The 21,334-nt window shown below is 57.7% G+C and carries 23 protein-coding genes; 12 read left to right on the plus strand and 11 right to left on the minus strand.

The annotated features are described in order from the left end of the window. Positions 1 to 143 precede the first annotated feature (143 nt). Positions 144 to 572 carry a secondary thiamine-phosphate synthase enzyme YjbQ gene (locus NH395_RS14490; RefSeq protein WP_253025829.1) on the minus strand — a complete coding sequence of 143 codons (429 nt, stop codon included), beginning with the start codon at positions 570 to 572 and terminating at the stop codon, positions 144 to 146. Between the two features lie 97 nt (positions 573 to 669). On the opposite strand from NH395_RS14490, the gene NH395_RS14495 reads away from it, so the two are divergent. Further along, on the plus strand, positions 670 to 1,221 hold the full coding sequence (locus NH395_RS14495; RefSeq protein ID WP_253025831.1) for a lipocalin family protein: 552 nt from the start codon (positions 670 to 672) through the stop codon (positions 1,219 to 1,221). On the opposite strand, the gene NH395_RS14500 is transcribed toward NH395_RS14495, so the two are convergent. Next, positions 1,218 to 2,138 (minus strand): LysR family transcriptional regulator, encoded by a 921-nt coding sequence (locus NH395_RS14500; RefSeq protein WP_253025833.1) that lies wholly within the window; start codon positions 2,136 to 2,138, stop codon positions 1,218 to 1,220. The two genes, NH395_RS14495 and NH395_RS14500, sit on opposite strands and share 4 nt — an antisense overlap. A gap of 142 nt (positions 2,139 to 2,280) precedes the next feature. On the opposite strand from NH395_RS14500, the gene NH395_RS14505 reads away from it, so the two are divergent. Both NH395_RS14505 and NH395_RS14510 read left to right on the plus strand, forming a co-directional pair. After that, the gene (locus tag NH395_RS14505; RefSeq protein WP_253025835.1) at positions 2,281 to 3,357 is read left to right on the plus strand and encodes a tartrate dehydrogenase; all 1,077 of its coding nucleotides are present in this window, start codon (positions 2,281 to 2,283) and stop codon (positions 3,355 to 3,357) included. Between the two features lie 183 nt (positions 3,358 to 3,540). Next, positions 3,541 to 4,569 (plus strand): SMP-30/gluconolactonase/LRE family protein, encoded by a 1,029-nt coding sequence (locus tag NH395_RS14510; RefSeq protein ID WP_253025837.1) that lies wholly within the window; start codon positions 3,541 to 3,543, stop codon positions 4,567 to 4,569. An 86-nt stretch (positions 4,570 to 4,655) separates the two neighbouring features. Here the strand turns inward: NH395_RS14510 and wrbA are convergent, their stop codons facing one another. Further along, entirely contained in the window at positions 4,656 to 5,255 is a 600-nt protein-coding gene (wrbA, locus tag NH395_RS14515) for an NAD(P)H:quinone oxidoreductase (RefSeq protein ID WP_253025839.1), read from the minus strand. A 183-nt stretch (positions 5,256 to 5,438) separates the two neighbouring features. Between wrbA and NH395_RS14520 the strand changes: the two genes are divergently transcribed. From NH395_RS14520 to NH395_RS14550, 7 genes are all read left to right on the plus strand, one after another. Continuing rightward, positions 5,439 to 5,879, plus strand: coding sequence for a hemerythrin domain-containing protein (locus tag NH395_RS14520; RefSeq protein WP_253025841.1), 441 nt, complete (start codon positions 5,439 to 5,441; stop codon positions 5,877 to 5,879). A 240-nt stretch (positions 5,880 to 6,119) separates the two neighbouring features. Next, positions 6,120 to 7,109 carry a succinylglutamate desuccinylase gene (locus NH395_RS14525; protein WP_253025843.1) on the plus strand — a complete coding sequence of 330 codons (990 nt, stop codon included), beginning with the start codon at positions 6,120 to 6,122 and terminating at the stop codon, positions 7,107 to 7,109. 188 nt (positions 7,110 to 7,297) lie between these two features. Further along, positions 7,298 to 8,068: an ATP-binding cassette domain-containing protein gene (locus tag NH395_RS14530; protein WP_253025845.1), complete on the plus strand. Its 771-nt coding sequence runs from the start codon at positions 7,298 to 7,300 to the stop codon at positions 8,066 to 8,068. A gap of 15 nt (positions 8,069 to 8,083) precedes the next feature. After that, a complete protein-coding gene (locus NH395_RS14535) occupies positions 8,084 to 8,788 on the plus strand; it encodes an ABC transporter permease (protein ID WP_253025847.1) in 705 nt (234 codons plus the stop codon). Next, complete coding sequence (locus NH395_RS14540; protein ID WP_253025849.1) at positions 8,788 to 9,519, plus strand: ABC transporter permease; 732 nt, start codon at positions 8,788 to 8,790, stop codon at positions 9,517 to 9,519. The genes NH395_RS14535 and NH395_RS14540 overlap by 1 nt, the downstream gene beginning before the upstream one ends. A 110-nt stretch (positions 9,520 to 9,629) precedes the next feature. After that, a complete protein-coding gene (locus NH395_RS14545; protein WP_253025851.1) occupies positions 9,630 to 10,397 on the plus strand; it encodes a transporter substrate-binding domain-containing protein in 768 nt (255 codons plus the stop codon). 185 nt (positions 10,398 to 10,582) lie between these two features. Then, positions 10,583 to 11,362 carry a TraX family protein gene (locus NH395_RS14550; RefSeq protein ID WP_253025853.1) on the plus strand — a complete coding sequence of 260 codons (780 nt, stop codon included), beginning with the start codon at positions 10,583 to 10,585 and terminating at the stop codon, positions 11,360 to 11,362. Here the strand turns inward: NH395_RS14550 and NH395_RS14555 are convergent. The 4 genes from NH395_RS14555 to purE form a co-directional block, all read right to left on the minus strand. Continuing rightward, positions 11,355 to 12,596 (minus strand): GGDEF domain-containing protein, encoded by a 1,242-nt coding sequence (locus NH395_RS14555; protein ID WP_253025855.1) that lies wholly within the window; start codon positions 12,594 to 12,596, stop codon positions 11,355 to 11,357. The two genes, NH395_RS14550 and NH395_RS14555, sit on opposite strands and share 8 nt — an antisense overlap. 125 nt (positions 12,597 to 12,721) lie before the next feature. After that, entirely contained in the window at positions 12,722 to 14,332 is a 1,611-nt protein-coding gene (locus NH395_RS14560; protein WP_253025857.1) for a sensor domain-containing diguanylate cyclase, read from the minus strand. A gap of 158 nt (positions 14,333 to 14,490) precedes the next feature. After that, on the minus strand, positions 14,491 to 15,630 hold the full coding sequence (locus NH395_RS14565) for a 5-(carboxyamino)imidazole ribonucleotide synthase (protein WP_253025859.1): 1,140 nt from the start codon (positions 15,628 to 15,630) through the stop codon (positions 14,491 to 14,493). A gap of 11 nt (positions 15,631 to 15,641) precedes the next feature. Continuing rightward, the gene (gene purE, locus NH395_RS14570) at positions 15,642 to 16,157 is read right to left on the minus strand and encodes a 5-(carboxyamino)imidazole ribonucleotide mutase (protein WP_253025861.1); all 516 of its coding nucleotides are present in this window, start codon (positions 16,155 to 16,157) and stop codon (positions 15,642 to 15,644) included. Positions 16,158 to 16,367: 210 nt separating this feature from the next. Between purE and NH395_RS14575 the strand changes: the two genes are divergently transcribed. Continuing rightward, entirely contained in the window at positions 16,368 to 16,640 is a 273-nt protein-coding gene (locus tag NH395_RS14575; protein ID WP_066321667.1) for an XRE family transcriptional regulator, read from the plus strand. Positions 16,641 to 16,737: 97 nt separating this feature from the next. Here the strand turns inward: NH395_RS14575 and chrA are convergent, their stop codons facing one another. Both chrA and ilvD read right to left on the minus strand, forming a co-directional pair. Then, on the minus strand, positions 16,738 to 17,934 hold the full coding sequence (chrA, locus tag NH395_RS14580) for a chromate efflux transporter (protein ID WP_253025863.1): 1,197 nt from the start codon (positions 17,932 to 17,934) through the stop codon (positions 16,738 to 16,740). Positions 17,935 to 18,002: 68 nt separating this feature from the next. Next, positions 18,003 to 19,688, minus strand: a complete 1,686-nt coding sequence (gene ilvD / locus NH395_RS14585; RefSeq protein WP_253025865.1) for a dihydroxy-acid dehydratase — start codon at positions 19,686 to 19,688, stop codon at positions 18,003 to 18,005. 231 nt (positions 19,689 to 19,919) lie between these two features. Here ilvD and NH395_RS14590 point away from each other — a divergent pair, with 231 nt between their 5' ends. Continuing rightward, entirely contained in the window at positions 19,920 to 20,234 is a 315-nt protein-coding gene (locus tag NH395_RS14590) for an addiction module antidote protein (RefSeq protein WP_253025867.1), read from the plus strand. An 83-nt stretch (positions 20,235 to 20,317) separates the two neighbouring features. Here the strand turns inward: NH395_RS14590 and NH395_RS14595 are convergent, their stop codons facing one another. Then, the gene (locus tag NH395_RS14595; protein ID WP_253025869.1) at positions 20,318 to 20,836 is read right to left on the minus strand and encodes an RES domain-containing protein; all 519 of its coding nucleotides are present in this window, start codon (positions 20,834 to 20,836) and stop codon (positions 20,318 to 20,320) included. Beyond that, entirely contained in the window at positions 20,833 to 21,261 is a 429-nt protein-coding gene (locus NH395_RS14600; RefSeq protein WP_092826789.1) for a DUF2384 domain-containing protein, read from the minus strand. Before NH395_RS14600 ends, NH395_RS14595 begins: the two co-directional genes overlap by 4 nt. Positions 21,262 to 21,334: the final 73 nt, after the last annotated feature.

Here is a 21,334-nt window from a genome sequence, read left to right on the forward strand (position 1 = left end):
GCGTTGTCGAGGGGCTATCTTTCCATCAGACCGCCATGGAAGGCGGGAATGCCAAAATTGCCGGGAGCCTTTCCCGGCCCTGGAAACAGCCCCTCGCTTCAACCTGCCCTCGCACCCCGTCATTGAGTCGTTGTAAAAGGCGACTACGGGTCAGCTTTCCCGGTAAGTGTCGCCATGACACGCCGAGGACCACCCTGCTCACGGTGTTCACCGAGCCAGACCCCCTGCCATGTGCCAAGCACCAGGCGGCTATCACGCACCGCCAAGGTTAATTGCGTACCCAACAGGCTTGCCATGACATGGGCGGGCATGTCATCCGGGCCTTCCAGCGTATGACGGAAATAATCCAGCCCCTCCGGCACCAGGCGACGCATGAAAGCGTCCATATCATGGCGAACATCCGGGTCGCTATTTTCATTGAGGGTCAGCGAAGCTGAAGTATGCAGTAACTGCAGATGCAAAATGCCCATCTCACATTCCGCCAGCCAGGGTAGCGCCCCGACCAGCTCTTGGGTGATAAGATGGAAGCCCCGTGGCCGCTCGGTTAGGTGAATCTCATCCTGGTGCCACATAACCCTCGCCTTAACATTATGGGTGTGTCATTCCATTCTACTCATTGTTATTGGCGACGCCCGAATTAGCAAACGCCCGTCACCCCAGGAGCACACAATGTTAAAACCATGGAAGGTGTTAAAATCATGGAAGGTCGTCCTCGGCAGTGCCGCCATTGCCGGTTGTACCGGCATCCCCGACGGCACTCAGCCCGTTACCGGCTTTGAGCTGGACCGCTACCTGGGCCAATGGTACGAAATCGCCCGGCTGGATCATTCCTTCGAGGAAGGGCTGCAATGCGTGACGGCAACATACAGCCTTCGCGAGGATGGTGGCGTCAGAGTGATCAACCGCGGCTACAACCCGGAGGAGCAGGCCTGGGACGAAGCCGAAGGGCGCGCTTACTTTATCGACGATGACGATATCGGCCGACTCAAAGTCAGCTTCTTTGGCCCCTTCTACGGCGGTTATAACATTCTGGCGCTGGATGACGACTACCAGTGGGCACTGGTATCAGGCCCCAACCGCGATTATCTCTGGATTCTCTCGCGTACCCCGGACATGGACAGCGAGCTGGAAAACCGCCTGCGCGAACGGGCGGCCGAGCTGGACTTCCCGACCGACGAACTGATCAATGTCGCCCATGATGATACATGCCCCGAGCGCTAAAGCGGCATGGCAGGCACGCGCATTGCCATTTCTTGCTGCAAGTAATCGATAAAGGCACTGATGCGTCTGGGTATATGACGACGATGTTCAAATAGGGCGTAGAAATCCGCGCGTACGCCTTGCCAGCCGGGTAACAACGGCACCAGCGCGCCGCTGGCAAGGTACTCGTTGACATCCCACCAGGAACGCAGCATCACCCCGTGGCCTTCGAGCGCCAGGCGGGTCACCACCTCACCGTCGTTACTGGCCAGTCGACCGCTGACTTTTACCGCTTGAACATCGGCGGGCGAGCCGCAGCGCTCGAATCTCCACAGTGGGAAATCACTGTCGTTTTCGCGGATGACCAGACAGCTATGCTGCGCCAGATCTGCAGGGGTGGTTAACGCAGGCATCCGTTCGAGGTAGCTGGGTGATGCGCAAAGCACGCGACGATTGACCAGGATGCGCCGCGCCACCAGGCGGGAGTCCGGCGGCTCCCCGATGCGCACCCCCACATCAAAACCGTGGTCGCTGAGGTTCAGCGGAAAATTGGTCAATTCCAGCCAGCTTTCAATCCCCGGGTTCTCGACACAAAAGCTGGATAGCAACGGCGCGACATGTCGCCTGCCGAAGCCGAAGGTGGCATTTACCCGCAAACGCCCGCCGAGTGCCTGGCTGAACGAATCCCCGAGGCCATTTTCCAGCTCGTCGAGCTCTTCAAGAATCAATCCCCCGCGGGCCAGGTAGTGCTCACCCTCAGCGGTCAGCGTCAGACGCCGCGTGGTTCGCGCCGCCAGCATGACGCCCAACCGGGCTTCCAGCTGTTTTAGCCGCTTGCTGACCGCCGACAGCGAGAGCCCCAGCTCCCGCGCGGTGGCGGTCAAGCTACCGGCACGCGCCAGCTGCTGAAAAAAGGCCAAATCATCCAGGGGAGTCACTGATTCTTCACCTCAGGGCAACAATAGCTTGCATCATAGACTAATTATCTTCTTTGCTATAGGGGCTACACTCACATCACCGCGACACCTTAATAAACGACACCTTAATCGCATCGTTAGCCCTATCTAACCAGGAGTCACCATGGCCCACCGTATTGCAGTGATTGCCGGCGACGGCATTGGCACCGAAGTCATGCCCGAAGGCATCCGTGCTCTGGAAGCTGCCGCCAAGCGTTTTAACATCCCGCTGGAATTCACCACCTTTGAGTTCGGCAGCTGCGACTACTATCTGGAACACGGTAGCATGTTGCCGGATGACTGGTTCGAGCAGTTGAAAAGCTTCGATGCGCTGTTTTATGGCGCGGTGGGCTGGCCGGACAAGGTGCCCGACCATATTTCCCTGTGGGGCTCGCTGTTGCAGTTCCGCCGCCGCTTTGACCAGTACATCAACCTGCGCCCGTGCAAGCTGATGCCCGGTATCAAAAGCCCGCTGGCAGGCCGCGAGCCTGGCGATATCGATTTTTATGTCGTGCGCGAAAACACCGAGGGCGAGTACTCGAGCATCGGTGGCAAAATGTATGAAGGCACCGAGCGCGAAATCGTCCTTCAGGAAACGGTGATGAGCCGCACCGGCGTTGACCGGGTCCTCAAGTACGCCTTTGACCTGGCGCAGACCCGCCCGCGTAAAAAGCTGACCTCGGCCACCAAGTCCAACGGCATCTCGATCACCATGCCCTACTGGGATGAGCGCGTGACGGAAATGGCCAACAGCTATCCAGAGATCGCCGTGGATAAATTCCACATCGATATCCTCACCGCCAACTTTGTGCTGCACCCGGACTGGTTCGACGTGGTGGTGGGCAGCAACCTGTTCGGCGATATTCTTTCCGATCTGGGCCCCGCCTGTACCGGCACCATCGGCATTGCGCCCTCGGCCAATATCAACCCGGAAGGTAACTTCCCCAGTCTGTTTGAACCGGTCCACGGCAGCGCACCGGATATTGCCGGCAAGGGCATTGCCAACCCCATCGGCCAGATCTGGTCCGGCGCCATGATGCTCGAACACCTGGGTTATCAAGAAGCCGGGGAAGCAATGGTCACCGCCATTGAAGCCGTGTTGAGTGACGGCGATAGCCAGGTTCTCACCCGGGATGTTGGCGGGCAAGGCAGCACAGAAAGCCTTGGCAAGGCCATTGCCGAACGGATTGCCGCGCACTGACGTCGTCATGGCAACGTATTTGCGTAGGCGTCCACTTACATAGCAACTGGCTGCCCGAACAAGCTCAACCGGGCAGCCAATGTATGACTTCCACATCTTTATGTTCTACATTTTCCTGAGAGCGCGTGAAGCCTGCTTCACTTCGCTCATAACAAGTTCTCAAACAACAATCAGGACAATGCTATGAAACTCGGACGCCGTCAGTTTCTTTCGGCAACGGCCACCCTGGCCGCCGTCAGTACATCACCTCTGCTCTTTGCCTGGCAGACCGCAAAAGGCCCCACCCCGGAGCGTTATCCCATCGATGCCTGGCAGGTCGAGGATCCACGTTTTAGTGATTACATGATTTTCAACAGTCCTCTGGAGCGACACTGGAGCGGAGGGCTTTGGGCAGAAGGACCCGCATGGAACGCCATCGGTCGTTATGTCGTGTTCAGCGACATCCCCCGTGCCAAGCAGATGCGCTGGGACGAAGCCACGGGGCAAGTCAGCGTTCTAAGGGACAATGTCGGGCACTCCAACGGCAACACCTTCGATCATCAGGGCCGACTCATCGCTTGTGAACACTACCCCTCACGCGTTCTGCGCTACGAGTGGGATGGCAGCACCACGGTGCTCGCCGAGCGCTTTCAAGGCAAGCCACTCAACGCCCCCAATGATGTCATTGCCCTACCGTCAGGAGGCGTGATTTTCACCGATCCAGGCTATGGTGCTCACTTCGACTATGAGGGTAAAAAACGCGACCTGGAGCTCGACACGGCGATCTATTACGTCGATGACAGCCTCGATGAGCCCATCCTGCTGACCAGTGACATTCATAAGCCAAACGGTATCGTAATGACACCGGATGGCGAGGGATTCTACGCAAGTGACAGCGCGCCTACCCACTTCGACGAGCCCGCGCGCATCATCCGCTGGACGCTCGGCGAAGACGGCCGCAGCGTCAGCGACCGGCAAGTAATCGTGACCAGCGAAGACACGATTTTCGACGGCATGACGTGCGATGTGGATGGCAATATCTGGTCAAGTGCCAATGGTGGAGAAGGTATCGATGGCGTCGTGGTCTTCTCCCCGGAAGGCACCTTGCTCGGACGTGTCTTGCTGCCCGAAGTCTGTTCGAACGTGTGTTTTGCGGGCCAGGATCGTAACCGGCTATTCATGACCGCCAGCCAATCCGTCTACACCATCTATACGGCAACGCGTGGTGCGTAGCCAATGGCTATTTGTTTCTATTGATGACTAAAAAAGCCTCGCCGGATAATTCCGACGAGGCTTTCTTGTGTCACAGATGCAAACGATTAGCTTGCCAGCTTGGCCGCGATGCCTGCGACATGCTCACCCTGGAAGCGGGCAATTTTCAGCTCGCGATCATCCGGCTGGCGAGAGCCGTCACCACCGGCGATGGTGGCAGCGCCGTAGGGCGTACCGCCACTTACCTTGGAAATATCGAACTGCTCTTCGATACCATAGCCAATCGGCACGATCACCATGCCGTGGTGGGCTAATGTGGTCCAGGTAGAGGTGATGGTCATTTCATCGCCACCGCCGGTGCCGGTAGAGGTGAATACGCTGGCCACCTTGCCACGCAGCGCGCCATTCGCCCACAGCCCACCGGTCTGGTCGAGGAAGGTACGCATCTGACCGGCCATGTTGCCGAAACGCGTTGGCGTGCCAAAGATGATGGCATCGTAATCGGCAAGCTCCTGCGGCGAGGCTTCAGGCGTCGTGAAATCCTGCTTGCCACCGGCATTCTTGAAGGCATCTTCCGGCATGGTTTCGGGCACGCGCTTGACGGTAACCTCAACGCCATTGACGCGCTTGGCACCCTCGGCGACAGCCGCCGCCAGCGTGTCGATGTGACCATACATGGAATAGTAAAGCACCAATACTTTCGTCATTGCTCACTCCTTTGCGCTGCAATCAGTGATGTCTGAGTAGATAGGTACAACATAACCTAATGGCACGTATAAAAAAGCGAATGTTTTCGACCGCGAGAATCGATTTCATCGATGCTCTGCCATTTGCGCTTTCGTCATTCGCTGACTAGTTTTATTTCACCCCCCGCATCCATGGAGAAAGGAATGACAATTTTTGAAGCCCTGCGTAAAGATCATGATATTCAGCGTGACCTTCTGGCGCGCCTGGTGGAAACCCATGGCGATAGCGATGAAAGGGAGCAGCTCTACAAGCAGGTTCGCGCGGAATTGAAATTTCACGCCAATGCCGAAGAACGCGCGCTTTACATTCCCATGATGGACGTTGACCTGACCCAGGAAAAAGCCCGCCACAGCGTGGCTGAGCACCACGAAATCGACGAAATGATCGAGTTGCTCGACGACACCGATTTCAGCGCAACCAGTTGGCTGACCCACGCCAAGAAACTCCAGCATCTGGTCACCCATCACCTGGATGAAGAAGAGCACGAGGTCTTTCAGCTCGCCGGACGAGGCCTTGAAGATCCGCAGAAAACCGCGCTTGCCGAAGAATACAATGAAGAAATGCAGCGCCAGCGTTCGGCTTGACCATTGAGAGGATCGATAACGCCCGAGTTGCACAGCAAGTCGCTTCCGGGCGTTTTTTATCGGCAATCTTTCACGATGCCACCGCGCTTTTTCATTCGAACGACGCCAAGGGTTGCCGGTCAAGCGGAAGATGGTAAAGGTAGGCCACGTTTATCAGCTTGTTGCACTGCCAATGACACAACACAACGTTACCCGGCGAAGTTCTCTCTCTGGCGCTGTTACCCGCCACGAGGTGCCAGCATGCTAGGCGAGTGGCTGGACTGGACCCTCGACGATCAGCGCGATACGCCCCGCCAAGGCAGTTTTGCCAGCGGTCGCTTCGACATCAGCGCGCCCGGCGTTCTGCGCCTGACGCCGCACCGTCAACGACCCGATGCGCACGCCTGTATCTTTTCAGCCGCCATTCACGGCAACGAAACCGCCCCTGTCGAGCTGATAGGTGTCTGGCTGAGTGAGCTGGAAGCCGGAACGCTAACGCTCGGCGCCCCGGTGCTGGTGATTCTCGGCAATATTCCCGCCCTCAAGGCCCAGCAGCGCTTCATCCACACCAACCTCAACCGGCTATTTGAGCGCGGGCTCTCTGCCAACGGCGACGAACCGGCCCGAGCACGCCAGCTGATGACCGAGGTTGATGACTTTTTCAGCGACAACGCTGCATTACCCAAGCTCCACTACGATCTGCACACGGCGATTCGCGCCAGTCTCTACCCCCGCTTTGTCGTGGAGCCCTATGGGGATAGCGACACACACGGCGAACAGTGGCAGTGGCTGGCCGCTGCCGACATGCAGGCCGTTTTGCACCAGCACCAACATAGCTGGACATTCTCCCACTACAGCAAGCATTATCACGGCGCTCAATCGTTTACTTTCGAGCTCGGCCGGGTAGCCCCTTTCGGGCAGAACGACATGGCGTCGCTCACGCCGATGCTGGTACTGCTGGGTCATCTCAGCGAAGGCGCCGAGCCGACAAAAAGCGATATTGAGTCGATAACGTTTTATCGCGTTCAGCATGAGTTGATGCGTCACGGCGACAATTTCACGCTGTGCTTCGACGATGACACCCCCAATTTCACCCGTTTTGCGCCTGGAACCTGCCTGGCCAACGACAGCCAAACCGGTGAATATCGAGTGGGCGATACCCCACTCCACGTGGTATTTCCCAATGCCAATGTCGAAATTGGGGCACGCGCCGCGCTCTTGGTGGTTCCCTGCGCGCCACCCACAGGATGAAGGGATGACAACAACAATCCACTGGCGATGATCACCCGCTTGGCGTTGTCTACGACTAACGTCGAGCCACTAAAAACACCAGGAGAACGTGCATCCGCCGTTTAGCCTGATAGAATCGCCCCTTTTTTCGCGCCAGCCGCCATCAACATTCACTGTTGCCGCGGCAACTCAGTATTGGAGCCAAGCACATGGCCGCTACGCCTATTCCTCTTGAAGTGCGACATATAAAAAAACGTTTCGGCGATACGGAAGTTCTGAAAGGCCTTTCCCTACAGGCCCATAAAGGGGATGTCATCACCCTTATCGGGGCATCGGGGTCTGGCAAAAGCACCTTCCTGCGCTGCATGAACCTGCTTGAACAGCCTGACGAAGGCGACCTTTACGTGCACGGCGAACAAATCCGCTTCAAGAACACTCGTCGTGGCCGCGAGCCCGCCGACTGGAAGCAGGTGGTGCAGATGCGCGCCAAGCTGTCGATGGTGTTTCAAAGCTTTAATTTGTGGGCCCACATGACGCTGCTCGAAAACATCATCGAGGCGCCGATCCATGTACTGGGCAAACCCAAGAAGGAAGCCATCGAGCACGCCCATGCGCTTCTCGAAAGGGTCGGACTGACGGCCCGCGCCAATGCCTACCCGGCGCAGATGTCGGGTGGCCAGCAGCAGCGTGGTGCCATTGCCCGTGCGCTGGCCATGGACCCGGAGGTCATGTTGTTCGATGAACCCACCTCGGCGCTGGACCCCGAATTGGTAGGCGACGTCCTCAAGGTCATGCACGGCCTGGCCGAAGAAGGCCGCACCATGGTGGTGGTCACCCACGAAATGAGCTTCGCCCGGGACGTCTCCAGCCAGGTCATTTATCTTCATGAAGGAAGGGTGGAAGAAGCGGGGCCGCCTGAAGAACTCATCGGCAACCCTCAATCTCCCCGCCTGCAGCAGTTCCTGGCCCCTAAATACTGATTCGCGAGGCATACTATGCTTGATCATCATGGTTACGGCCCGCGCTTGCTGGAAGGCGCCGGCGTAACGTTGCAGCTAGCGTTGTTATCACTGCTTCTCGCCGTGGTACTCGGGCTTATCACTGCCAGCGCGAAGATGTCGCGCAGTTGGCTTGCTCACCGTATCGCGACGCTCTACACCACCGTTATCCGCGGCGTTCCCGACCTGGTGCTGATGATGCTGCTGTTTTTCGGCGGACAAATCGGCGTCAACATGATCACCGACTGGCTCTATTATCAATTCGATATCGATATTTTTATTAATATCAATGAGTTTGTTGCGGGTGTGGTGACCATCGGGCTGATTTTCGGCGCCTACATGGGCGAAACCTTCCGCGGCGCCTTCATGGCGGTCGATCACGGCCAAATCGAAGCCGGCAAAGCCTATGGCATGAGCAATTCACTGGTATTCCGGCGGATCCGCTTCCCACAAATGATGCGCCACGCTCTGCCCGGCCTGTCCAATAACTGGATGGTATTGCTAAAGACCACGGCGCTGGTCTCGGTCATCGGACTTTCCGACATGGTCCGAGTGGCATCCGAGGCCTCCAAGGCCACCCGCGAGCCGTTCACCTTCATGATTGTGGTGGCGCTCATTTATCTGTTGATCGCCAGCGTCTCGGAGTGGATATTTGTCCGCCTGCAAAAGCGCTATGATATCGGGTACGGGGAGTCAGACTAATGGAATCCCTACTCAACTGGCTGGAAACCCAGCTCGCCGACAACAGCATTTTCACCCTGCAAACGCTGTCGCACTATGGCGAAGGCCTGACGACCACCGTCCAACTCGTCTTTCTCTCGCTGGTTATCGGGCTTATTGCGGCGGTGCCACTCGCTATTGGTCGCGGCTCCAGGCATGCCTGGATCAAGTGGCCCATCTTTGCATACACCTATGTCTTTCGCGGTACCCCGCTGCTCATCCAGCTCTACCTGATTTATTACGGCGTGGTGTTCGTTGACGGCATTCAGGAGACCTGGCTGTGGGTCATTCTGGAAGATCCTTTTGTACCGACACTGATTGCCTTCACGCTCAATACCGCTGCCTACACGACCGAAATTTTTCGGGGCGCCATCAAGTCCACCTCGAAAGGCGAAATCGAGGCTGCGCGGGCTTACGGCATGTCGCCCGGTTTGACCATGCGTCGCATCATCATTCCCAGTGCCTTCCGCCGCGCCCTGCCCGCCTATGGCAATGAAGTGATTTTCATGCTCCACGCCAGCGCGATCGCAAGCGTGGTCACCATCATGGACCTGACCGGTGCGGCACGCTTTGTCTATGCCCGTTACTATGCGCCCTTCGAGGCCTTCTTGTTCGTCGCGGCCATTTATCTGTGCCTGACCTTTGCCATTCTATATTTCTTCCGCCATCTGGAGAAAAAACTGCTGGCCCATCTACAACCCCAAACAGGCTAGTGTGAAACAAACGTTGGTTCATACGTCGACAAAACATTGTTGTCGGCGCTAAGCTGACGAAGGTTATGTTCCTCACCATACGGTGAATTGCGTCCATCAGGAGACTCATAATGAAAAAAGTCCTAACTCTTTCACTACTTGGCTTGGCGATTGCCGCGTCCAGCGCCCAGGCACAGGATTACGAAGAAGTGCGCATCGGCGTGGATGTTCCCTACGAGCCAATGGAATACCGCACACCTGACGGGGACCTCACTGGCTTCGATATTGACCTGGGCAACGCCCTTTGCGAAGAAATCGGCGTTAGCTGCGAATGGGTCGTTCAAGGCTGGGACGGTATCATTCCGGGCCTGCTGTCACGTAAATACGATGCCATCATGTCGTCCATGACCATCAACGATGACCGTCGCGAGCAGGTACTGTTCTCCGACCCTTACATCACACCGCCGTCCGCCTGGTTTGCGCCTGAAGGTACCGAGCTTGAAAGCATCAGCGAGGAAGCGCTCACCGGCATGACCATCGGTGTGCAGCGCGGCACCCTGCAGGATAACTACGTCACCGACATGTACGGCGATGTAGCGGACATCAACCGCTACGCAACCGCCGACGACATGGTGCTGGACATGGAGTCCGAGCGTCTGGACATCCTGTTCCTCGACTTCCCGGTAGGTAAATCAACCCTGCTGGATAGCGAAGAAGGCGATTACACCGTTGTCGGCGAGATGCTAACCGAGCCGAAAGAATACTTCGGCGACGGTTTCGGCATTGCCTTCCGCCAGCGCGATGAAGCCCTCGCCGAGCAGTTCAACGACGCCCTTGAAACCCTCCGCGAAAACGGCACCTACGACGAAATCTACGCACGTTACTTCGAAGCAGAGTAAGCAACCGCCCCTCCCTGGGATGCTGGGGAGGGGTTTCTACTTTCAGCAAGATCTTGCCTCTACAGCCTCCTACCGACATTCATTTAGCCCTAAATGAACCGACGCCTTATCTATCGGTCTTTGCATTAGCAGCATTTACCCCATTATTGCTAAATCCAACTTGGCGTCATTCACAGGGAGGTACTATGGCGGTTTCAGCGAGACCCTCGTCACACTGGACGGGCTGGGCGCAATGGCTCGCCCTGCTCACCATGACGCTGGACCATGTATCGCGCTATGTAGTCCCGGATGGCTGGGGGATTGATTGGGTGGGATCATCCGTTGGCCGCATTGCCTTCCCACTGTTTGCCGCGATGGTCGCCTGGCACGGCCTGTTCAATACGCGCAACCCGATACGTTACGCACGGCGCATGCTGATTATCGGGGTGATCGCGCAGCTACCTTACATGCTGATGCCGCGTGAATCCGACGCCTTCATCCTCAACATCTGCTTTACCCTGGCTTCAGGCCTGACACTGGGTTCACTGGTACGGTTGGGGTGGCAGCATTATCAGCAGGAAAGCATTCACTTTGGCTGGCTGCTGGGGGGTGCCGCGGCAGGGGTTACCCTATGGTATCTGCTCGGCTTTTGGGTCGAGTATCACCACTACGGGTTACTATTGATTCCCTTGTTGATGTTTGCCATGCAGGCGTTGAACGACGCGGAGGGTGATTTTTCAGCGCGGCTCTGGTCGGGGCTGGCGGCCTTTCCGGCCTTGTGGATAGCGGGCCAGATGAATGCTTCCGACATGGCCAAGTCGTTTACGGTAGGCACCTGTATTGTCGTGCTGGTGATTGCCGCAGGCGCCGCACAGCGCATACCCACCCTCCAGTGGACCATGCCCAGGCGCTTATGGCTGGCCTGGTACCCCGGTCATTTCGCTTTGATCGCGCTGTGGCTGCTGGTCAGTGGCCAGCTCAGCTAGTCGAATCGTCATTGGGTGAACGGAACCGGGCCAGTTTTTTGGCTTCCTCCAGCATCCACGGCTGATAGCGTCGACGCTGCGCGCGGCCTCCCATTTTGGCTTGGTACATGGCCAGGTCGGCTTCTTTCAATAACTCGTCATGCTGACAACCACAAGATTGAAAACAGGTATAACCAATACTTGGCGTTACATCTACCCAGTGGTTATCCAGTCTGTAAGCGCCCGAAAGCGCATGCTGGATCTCCTGCATATAAGCTTCAGACCAGTCGTCCAGCGCCTTTGCCGTGGGGGTGTTAGTCAAGGCCAGTAGTACGAATTCATCACCGCTGAGTCGAGCGGCCATATCACCTTCGTGTAAACACCTCTCCAGGCGGCGCGCCACCTGGATCAGCAAATCGTCACCGGCAGCGTGGCCAAGCGTATCGTTGATCAGCTTGAAACGGTCCAGATCCATGAACAGCAGCAGGCCACTGGCGTACTTTTCATCGGTGCAAAGCGTCTCAAGCCGCTCGATGAACATGCGCCTGTTTGGCAGGTCGGTTAATTCATCGTAGTAGGCCTGGTGGTAAATCGTCGCTTCCCGGGCAGCCATGCTGACCCGCAGTGAAATATTGTCGTGAATGATCATCCCCAGGCGCCGACTGGTGACAATCAACAATCCTAAAAACACCGTCATTATGATGCCCATCATGGTATGGGTAGGCACCTCGGACGTCACGAAACTCCATTGCAGAGGCAGTGCAATCGGCAATATGAATAAGAGTACTATCCACCAAATAGCCGAAATCATAGTCACGCAACCGGCTGCCACACCCGACAGGATGATCGCCAGCGCCGCGACATATTCAGGTCGCTCGGGTGAAAACATAAGCACACCGGCAGTTCCCCAAACGCATCCGGCCACAAAGACGGTGAACGCGAACCCGAATATCCATTTCGGGTGCGCTTGTGATGATGCGTCGGACTGCAGAAACAGGGAAGCCAGACGCAAGCGAACCAGGGAGATGGCGATAATGGCCACGAGCCAACTGATTAAAACGGCGGGGGCGACGACCTCCCACATAATGCTGACTAACAGCACTGCCCCTAGAATACCGGCGTAGACGGGCTGCCACAGATTGTTATAAAGGATGCGCACTTTTTCGCTGGTGAGAGCCCAGTCCTTATCGGGATCTTCACCCTCAAACCGGCGCCGCAGACTCGATAGGATCGCCGCACTAGACAACTGTGGCATTTAAAAATGTCCCCCTACATTGCCGACTTGGCTATCGCGCCTATTTTTTAATCGGCCACTCTACCCTTTTAAGGGATTTGCGAATGCTTGGCGATAAAATCTGGTGTCTGGATTCAACGGGCAATTCAACTCGTCGATTCGCTAGCAGGCGCTTGGGAATTGGCCAGCCGTTGCACTTCATCCAGCATCCATGGCTGGTAGCGGCGGCGCTGCGCGCGCCCTTCCGTCTTGGCCTGGTACATGGCCAGGTCGGCTTCCTTCAGCAGTTCACCATGGTCGCAGCCGCTGGCCTGGAAGCAGGTGTATCCCATGCTCGGTGTCACCTCAACCGAGTGACTTTCCAACCGATAAGGCGCTGACAGGGCTAACTGGACGGCCTGCATATAGTCTTCAGCCCAGTCATCCAGCGCCTTGGGCGTGGTGGTATGGGTCAAGGCCAAAAGCACGAACTCATCACCGCTCAGCCGTGCCGCCATATCGCCTTCATGCAGGCAGCCACTCAGGCGGCGTGCCACCTGGACCAGCAAGTCGTCACCGGCAGCGTGGCCTAGGGTATCATTGATCAGCTTGAAACGGTCCAGATCCATGAACAGCAGCAGCCCGCTGGCATACTGATCATCAGCGCATAGCGTTTCCAGGCGTTCAATAAACATGCGCCGATTGGGCAGATCGGTCAGCGCATCGTAGTAGGCCTGGCGGTAAATGATCGCCTCGTGCTGCTTGCGCTCGGTGAAATCTTCAATCATTGCCACCCCACCGACCATTTCCTGGCGAGCACTATGCACCCCGTTGAAAAAGGCGCGCAGCGGCGTGCCTACAGAAGCGTTGGGGAGTCGATAAGTCCCCTCGTAGTAGCCGGTGCCCTGGCTCAAGGCGTCGATGACCGCCCGGGCAACCGCTTTATCCGCACTTGGCGCCAGCATGCAGTAACCAATCAGCTGACCACGCTCAACGCCAAGAATCTCCAGTAGCTTGCCGTTACAGTCGGTAATGGTGCCCTGATCGTCGAAGTGCAGCACGCCAAGCGGCGACTGATCAAAAATCGACCGGTAGCGGTCTTCGCTTTCCATCAACTGCGCCTCGCGCGATGCCATGCTGACGCGCAGCGAGATATTATCGTGGATGATGCGGCTCAAACGGCGGCTGGTCACGACAATCAGCCCCAGGAATAGCGTCAGCATCGAGCCAATCAGTAACGACAGCGACGATCCAAGCAGAAAAAACTGCAGCATCAGCGGCAGCATGATGGGCAGAACAAACCCCAGTGCCACCCACCAGATGGCTGAAAGCGTTGTCACCCCACCCGCGGAGATACCGGCAACCACAATCGAAAGCGCCGCCACCTGACCAGGGTGGTCCCCGGTGAACAGTGCAAAGCTGCCTAGGCCCCATACGACACCCGCGGAGATGGCGCCCATGCTAAACCATCGCAGCCAGCGTTGGCGCCGCTGCTCCAAGGCCGGTAAGCGATGAAAGCGATAGGCCAGACTAAGGCGCAAGCCCGAGACTAGGACTAACAGTGCCAACCAGCCGCTTAATTTCCAGTGCGCCACGACCGGCCAGAGCGCAGCGACTAACAATATCCCAGCCAGCACACTGGCAAGCACAGGCGACCACAAGTTGTCATATAACAAGCGCACTTTTTCGCTACGCAGGCTTTTCAATGTGACATGGTGGTCACGCTTAAAACGGCTTCGCAGGCCTGACGCGATAGCCGCATTAAAAGGCTGTGGCATTACAAAATCCCTTGAAAATTGCCGAGCTGGCTTGCCTGCCAGTCTTATTGACGAATCAGTCTCACCCTTTTTAGCCGATTTTCTAGTGCTTTGCGACTGAAGTTAGCGATTGGCGCGTCTGCGCACAAAAAAGCCGCCTTGAAAGGCGGCGATTCGGCTTAAAGCGTTGATTCAAAACTCCACGAGACAGGCGGCGCTCCCGGCAACAGGGCCTGGCAGGCACGCACTTTTTCAAGCAGCTCGGCGTGGGTATCCGCCACGATATTGAGATGCGCCAGCTTACGCCCGGACCGCTCGGTCTTGTCGTAACGGTGCAGGTGGGTATTGGACAACGCCAACAGCGCCGCGCTGTCGCCCTCCTGTCCGATGACGTTGACCATGCAGGTGGGCGCAATCGCCTCAGGGCTGCCCAAGGGCAGGCCCTGCACCGCCCGCAGGTGGTTTTCAAACTGGCTGGTCACTGCACCGTTCATGGTCCAGTGGCCCGAGTTATGCACCCGTGGCGCCATTTCATTGGCCAGCAGGCTGCCGTCGCGCGCCTGGAAGAGCTCCAGCGCCAGCACACCCACGTAGTCCAGCTCATCAAGCAGCGAGCGAATATAGCGGTCAGCGGTTTGCTGAACGCTTGCGTCGATATCCGGCAGCGGCGCGACCGAATAGCGCAAGATGCCATCCACGTGCTGGTTTTCCGCCATGGGGTAGAACACCACCTCGCCATCGCGGCTGCGCACGGCAATGATCGACACTTCACGGACGAAGTCGACAAAGGCTTCGACAATCAGCTGGCGGTGGCCGATATCGCGCCAGGCGTCACCTGCCTGTTCGGGCTGTTTGAGCACCGCCTGGCCTTTACCGTCGTAGCCTTCAGTGACGGACTTCGCCACCACCGGGCAGCCCAGCTCGCGGGCGGCGGCTTCAAGCTGCTCGGCACTCTCGACGATGCGGTAAGCGGGCGTGGGAATTCCCAGGTGGTCAAACAGGGCCTTCTCTTCCACCCGGTTCTGGCATACTTCAATGGCGCGGCTGCTGGGGTACACCGGCTTGTGCTGTTCAATGTCGCGCACCAGTTGAACCGGCAGGTGCTCGAATTCATAGGTCACCACGTCGACCTTTTCAAGAAATGCCGCCAGGTGCTGATTGTCAGGGTCGACGATCACCTCGCCAATACCCGCGCTAGGGTTACCCGTGGTATCCAGGAAGGTGAAGCGATTGCCCAGCGGGTAGCCCGCCAGGGCCAGCATGCGGCCTAATTGGCCTGCGCCCAGTACACCGATATTACTTGGAATGGTAGACGTCATCGCAGGCCTCCTTATTCGGCTTCCGGGTCGGGGCGTGGGTCCGGGTTATCGAGCACTTTCTGGGTCTGTTCGGCGCGGAACGCGTCCACCGCATTGCGCACCTCGGTGTCCTGCAAGCCGACGATCTGTGCCGCGAGCAACCCTGCATTGGTCGCGCCCGCCTTCCCAATCGCCAGGGTACCGACCGCAATGCCGCCCGGCATCTGCGCAATCGAGAGCAGCGAATCCAGACCTTTCAGCGACTTGGATTCCACCGGCACACCCAGCACCGGCAGCGGCGTTTGTGAGGCCACCATGCCCGGCAAGTGAGCCGCGCCGCCCGCGCCCGCCACGATGACTTGCAGGCCGCGCTCGGCAGCGCCCTTGGCATAGTCGAACAGCAGATCAGGTGTACGGTGCGCCGACACGACGCGGGTTTCATAGGCCACGCCCAAACGCTCCAGCATGGAGACGGCGTGTTCCATGACCGGCCAATCCGATTTGGACCCCATAATCACACCCACTTTGGGTGCGCTGTTCGATGACATGCCATCACTCCCCGGCCCGTGGCCTTATCAATACGCTCAATATACCCTGCCTCATGCAAGCGGACAGGCGAAAAATTAAGGGGTTAGTCTACCAGAGCCAGGCCCTTTGCGGGGGGCCTTGCGTACCATGAAATTTTCCTCAAAAAAGGGATTGAAATGCCCCTCGGTTGGCGGCATTGTGTCTTTGTCATTTCAGACTGATGGAGCCTCATGAGTACGGCACGCTCAACTGCCCACGCGGATTTGCACGACCCTCCGCGAAGCAGCCCTGACCTCGATGTCAGGGAACTCGAAAGACGTACGCGCTTGATGCGTATTATCACGCGCCTGATTGCGGTATCAGACATGGGAAGCCGTGAAATCGCCCGCCGAGCGGGGTTACCCGTTCAGAAGGTCAGCGACCTGCTCGCTGGAAAGCTTGAGCACCTTAACGTGGATGAACTTCACGTTTTGCGTCGCACCCTGGAAGTGGAGGTGCCATAGCGAATAGATCCTTTACCTCTCCTATCGGATTATTTTTTATCGCTATCACCGGCCGCCCTTGAAGCGGCCGTTTTTGTATCCGCTTTATGCAACAGTATCAGGGCGCAATCAGCACGCCCCCCATTGCCACCACGATCACCACCGCCCAGGCAGGAAGCTTCCAGACGGTTAACAGCAGAAAGCCGGTAAGCGCCAGCGCAAACTCGGGAGCGCCAACAATCGCACTCGTCCATACCGGATCATAAAGCGCCGCGCCCAATATCCCGACCACGGCCGCATTGGCACCACGCATCAGCGCCTGCGCCCACTGCCACTGACGAAAATGGTTCCAGAACGGCAGTACACCCACCAACAGCAGGAACCCCGGTAGAAAAATCGCCAGCAGCGCAAGCGTCGCGGTCAGCAAGCTAACGCCTGACGGTATCAGCGCACCCAGATAGGCCGAAAAGGTAAACAGCGGCCCCGGGATCGCCTGAGCCGCCCCGTAGCCGGTCAAAAATTCGTCGGCGGAAACCCAGCCCGACTGCACCACCTCGGCTTCAAGCAGCGGCAACACCACGTGACCACCGCCGAACACCAGCGCGCCTGAGCGGTAAAAGGCATCGGTGATATCCAGCCAGGCCGCCATGCCCGCCAGCAGCGGCAATAGAATCAGCAGCCCGCCAAACAGCACAAGCGTGATGATGCCGACCTGACGCGACACCGGAAAATGCAGCGGCTCGCTCTCAGCAGTCGCGGCCACGCCACGGCACAGCAACAGCCCGGCGATGCCCCCCAGCACAATGGCGCCCACCTGACCCAGCGGCCCGCTAATGGCGACAACGGCAAAGACGGCGGCCAGCGCAATACCCGCACGGGTAGGATCCGGGCAGAGATTGCGCGCCATGCCCCACACGGCGTGGGCGACAATCGCCACCGCCACGACCTTCAAGCCGTGAATGATGCCGCTGGCGATGGGGCCCTCCAGCACCGCGGCACCAAACGCAAACAGTACCAGCACGATGGCCGACGGCAGGGTGAACGCCAGCCAGGCCATGGCCGCCCCCCAGGGCCCGGCGCGCATCAAGCCAAGCGCAAACCCCACCTGGCTGCTTGCCGGGCCGGGCAGAAACTGGCATAGCGCGACGAGGTCGGCGTAGGCGCTTTCCGTCAGCCACTTCCGGCGCGCGACAAATTCGGTACGGAAGTAGCTCAGATGTGCCACCGGCCCCCCAAAAGAGGTGAGCCCGAGCAGCAGAAACGCCTTGAAGACTTCGCTGACCCGTGACGTGTTGGAGTTCGCTTGCGCCGTCATTGAAACGTTTCCTTTACGCCAATAAAAACGCCAGGTTAACCCTGGCGTTTGACATGCTCATGACAGTACTAGTCGTCGTTGTCGGTGACCGCCCCGGTGCTGGCGGAGCTGACCAACCGTGCGTACTTGGCCAGCACGCCACGGCGGTAACGCGGGGTCGGCTGCCGCCAGGCCGCCCGACGGCGGATCATCTCATCATCGGAGATCGCCACCTCGATAGTATCGGCCACCGCGTCGATGGTGATGGTGTCGCCGTCTTCCACCAGCGCCAACGGACCACCCTCAAACGCCTCGGGGGACACGTGGCCCACGACGAATCCGTGGCTACCGCCGGAGAAACGGCCGTCGGTAATCAGCGCCACGTCGCTGCCCAGCCCACGGCCCATGATGGCCGAGGTAGGCGTGAGCATTTCGCGCATGCCGGGGCCGCCCTTGGGGCCTTCGTAGCGAATCACTATCACGTCCCCGGCCACGACGGTGCCGTCATTGATGCGCGCCTGGGCTTCTTCCTCAGAGCCAAACACCCGTGCCGAACCGCTGAACCGCGTGCCTTCCTTGCCGGTAATCTTGGCCACCGCACCTTCCGGCGCCAGGTTGCCATGGAGAATACGCAGATGGCTTTCGGCTTTAATGGGGTTACCCAACGGCGCGATAATTTTCTGGTCCAGCGGGTAGGGCTCGACGTCGGCGAGGTTTTCCGCCAGCGTCTTGCCGGTGACCGTCAGGCAGTCACCGTGCAGCAGGCCTGCGTCGAGCAGGATCTTCATCAGCGGCTGAATACCGCCAATCGCCACCAGCTCGCTCATCATGTAATGGCCGCTGGGGCGCAGGTCGGCGACGACCGGCACGCGCTTGCCGATCTCGGTGAAGTCCTTGAGCGACAGCTCGACGCCGATCGTGCGGGCCATGGCAATCAAGTGCAGTACCGCGTTGGTCGATCCCCCCAGCGCAATGACCACGGTCACGGCGTTTTCAAACGCCTCGCGGGTCATGATGTCGGAAGGCTTGATATCGTTGGCCAGCAGCGCCAGCACGGCTTCGCCCGCCGCCTCACAGTCCTCGCGCTTGTCGCGGGAAATGGCGTTCTGGGCCGAGCTGCCTGGCAGGCTCATGCCCAGGGCTTCAATCGCCGAGGCCATGGTGTTGGCGGTGTACATGCCGCCGCAGGAACCAGGGCCGGGAATCGCCGTTTCCTCGATGTTCTTGAGCTCGATCAGGTCGATATCGCCGCGGGAATGCGCCCCCATGGCCTCGAAGACCGACACGATATCGGTATGCCCTTCGCCGGGCATGATGGTGCCGCCATAGACAAACACGCTGGGGCGATTGAGCCGCGCCAGGCCCATCACACAGCCGGGCATGTTCTTGTCGCAGCCGCCGATGGCCACCAGGCCGTCAAAGCCTTCGCAGCCCGCCACGGTCTCGATGGAATCGGCGATCACCTCGCGGGACACCAGCGAGTACTTCATGCCCTCGGTGCCGTTGGCGATGCCATCGGAAATGGTGATGGTGTTAAAGATAACACCCTTGCCACCCGCCGCGTCGGCACCATCGCGGGCATGCTCGGCCAGCTCGCCAATGTGGCTGTTGCAGGGTGTTACCATGCTCCAGGTCGAGGCAACGCCCACCTGGGGCTTTTTGAAATCCTCATCATTAAAACCCACGGCGCGCAGCATGGCGCGGCTGGCGGCTTTGCCTGGGCCATCGACCACGGCAGAAGAATGACGGCGGGAATTGTTAGAAGACTCAGTCATGGGGAAATATCTCTCAGCATTGTTCACGGTATCGGCATAGCTTGGCGATATATCGCGCATCCCGCAAGATGTTCATTTAAAGCGCCTTAACAGTATGCTGATTATTGCTTTTTCTTATCATCAAGTGTAAACCAAAGTTGACACTTTCAGCACTGCCAACTATAGCTATCAGCCAGCCCCGCGACATCGAACAGGCCAAAGCCATTGCCACGCAATGGAAGGAGTAATTCTATGACCGTTTCTAACGTCACTTTCAGCCACTACGATACTGCCGATTACCTTCAAACTGAGGAAGATATTGCCGCTTATCTGGACGCAGTGATGGAAGAAAATGATCCAGCACTTCTCGCAGCCGCACTCGGTGATATCGCCCGTTCGCGCAACATGAGCCAACTGGCCAAGGACGTGGGCATCAGCCGCGAAGGTCTCTACAAAGCCCTGTCTGGGGAAGGCAATCCGGCATTTTCAACCATCAGCAAGGTCGCTAACTCCCTAGGGTTGCGCCTATCCATCGAACCGCTTTCACGGCCAAAAGCACATAGCTAACGCGCTTATCGCGCCTCCAGCAAGACCAGTAACTGCTTTAAAACATCGCCAATCCTTAGAGGAATATCTCAAAATACAAGCAATTACTCCCAGGAACGAGCATCATGAGGCAGATCACCGCGCGGATCGTAGGCTTCTAACACATCACTTTCTGCTAGATTATCGGTATAGAGCACAAGGTTCATACCTGACGGGTTTGCTAAAGAAGGAAACAGAACGCCTTTCGCCCCATGTGCTAACGCCATATCGCCTAATAGCCAGCAAGGTGGCTCAATACGTTCATCGAACCAAAGCTTGCGCCAGTCGCAATAAAGTTCCTGCCAGAGTGAATCCCATTGCATGCTATAACCGTTACGAAAATCGACAAGCTGAGTAACGCTTATTGTATAGCTGACGATTAGGCCTGGCGGCATCAAGGCAGACAGCTGCTTGTACTCGGCCAGCGCAGTTTGATCATCAAGCGACAAATATAATGCAGCCACGCCCGGACGGTTTAATCGACCACCATGCTCTTTCGCTCCAGCACCGCTAGTGGGCGAAAATGCCCACTTTGGCACATGCACACGATAGGCCTGAGTCTTTATCGCAGGCAGTACAATCATCCCACCACGCCAGCTTGTAACGCTTTAACATACCGAAGAAGGTCATCGGCGCGGCCTTCGCTCACTAATTGCTCAGGCGTTTTATAATCAAAGGCACCGATAGGCTCATTTCGGAACCAAAACAACGCATCGTGGAAATCACCATTAATATCAGCCGCCGCACCCAATACCCTGAGTGCATCACGAAGGAAGCGTTGAAGCTTCTCTGCGCCCTGCGCTCTAGAGATGGTTGTGCGATGCACGTGCGCGTGACTGGCCAACGTTTGAATATCCATGCTCAGTGCGCTGGCAAACAGCTTAGGATTGATGAGTGGTTGGCCTTCTTCACGAGCGACGCCTTTCAAGTCAGCAAGAAAGCGCGCAAAGGAGTCTGGCGCTTGATAGCCCATCGGTTCGCTATGTGATTCTTCTATTGCCGTCGCCATGAAAGCCTCCCGCTGCGTTTATGCAGCCAAAAAACAACATATATTCATCATAGCAGTTAAAAACCAAGATGCT

The organism is Halomonas sp. Mc5H-6 (assembly GCF_024124705.1).
GTDB lineage: Bacteria > Pseudomonadota > Gammaproteobacteria > Pseudomonadales > Halomonadaceae > Vreelandella > Vreelandella subterranea.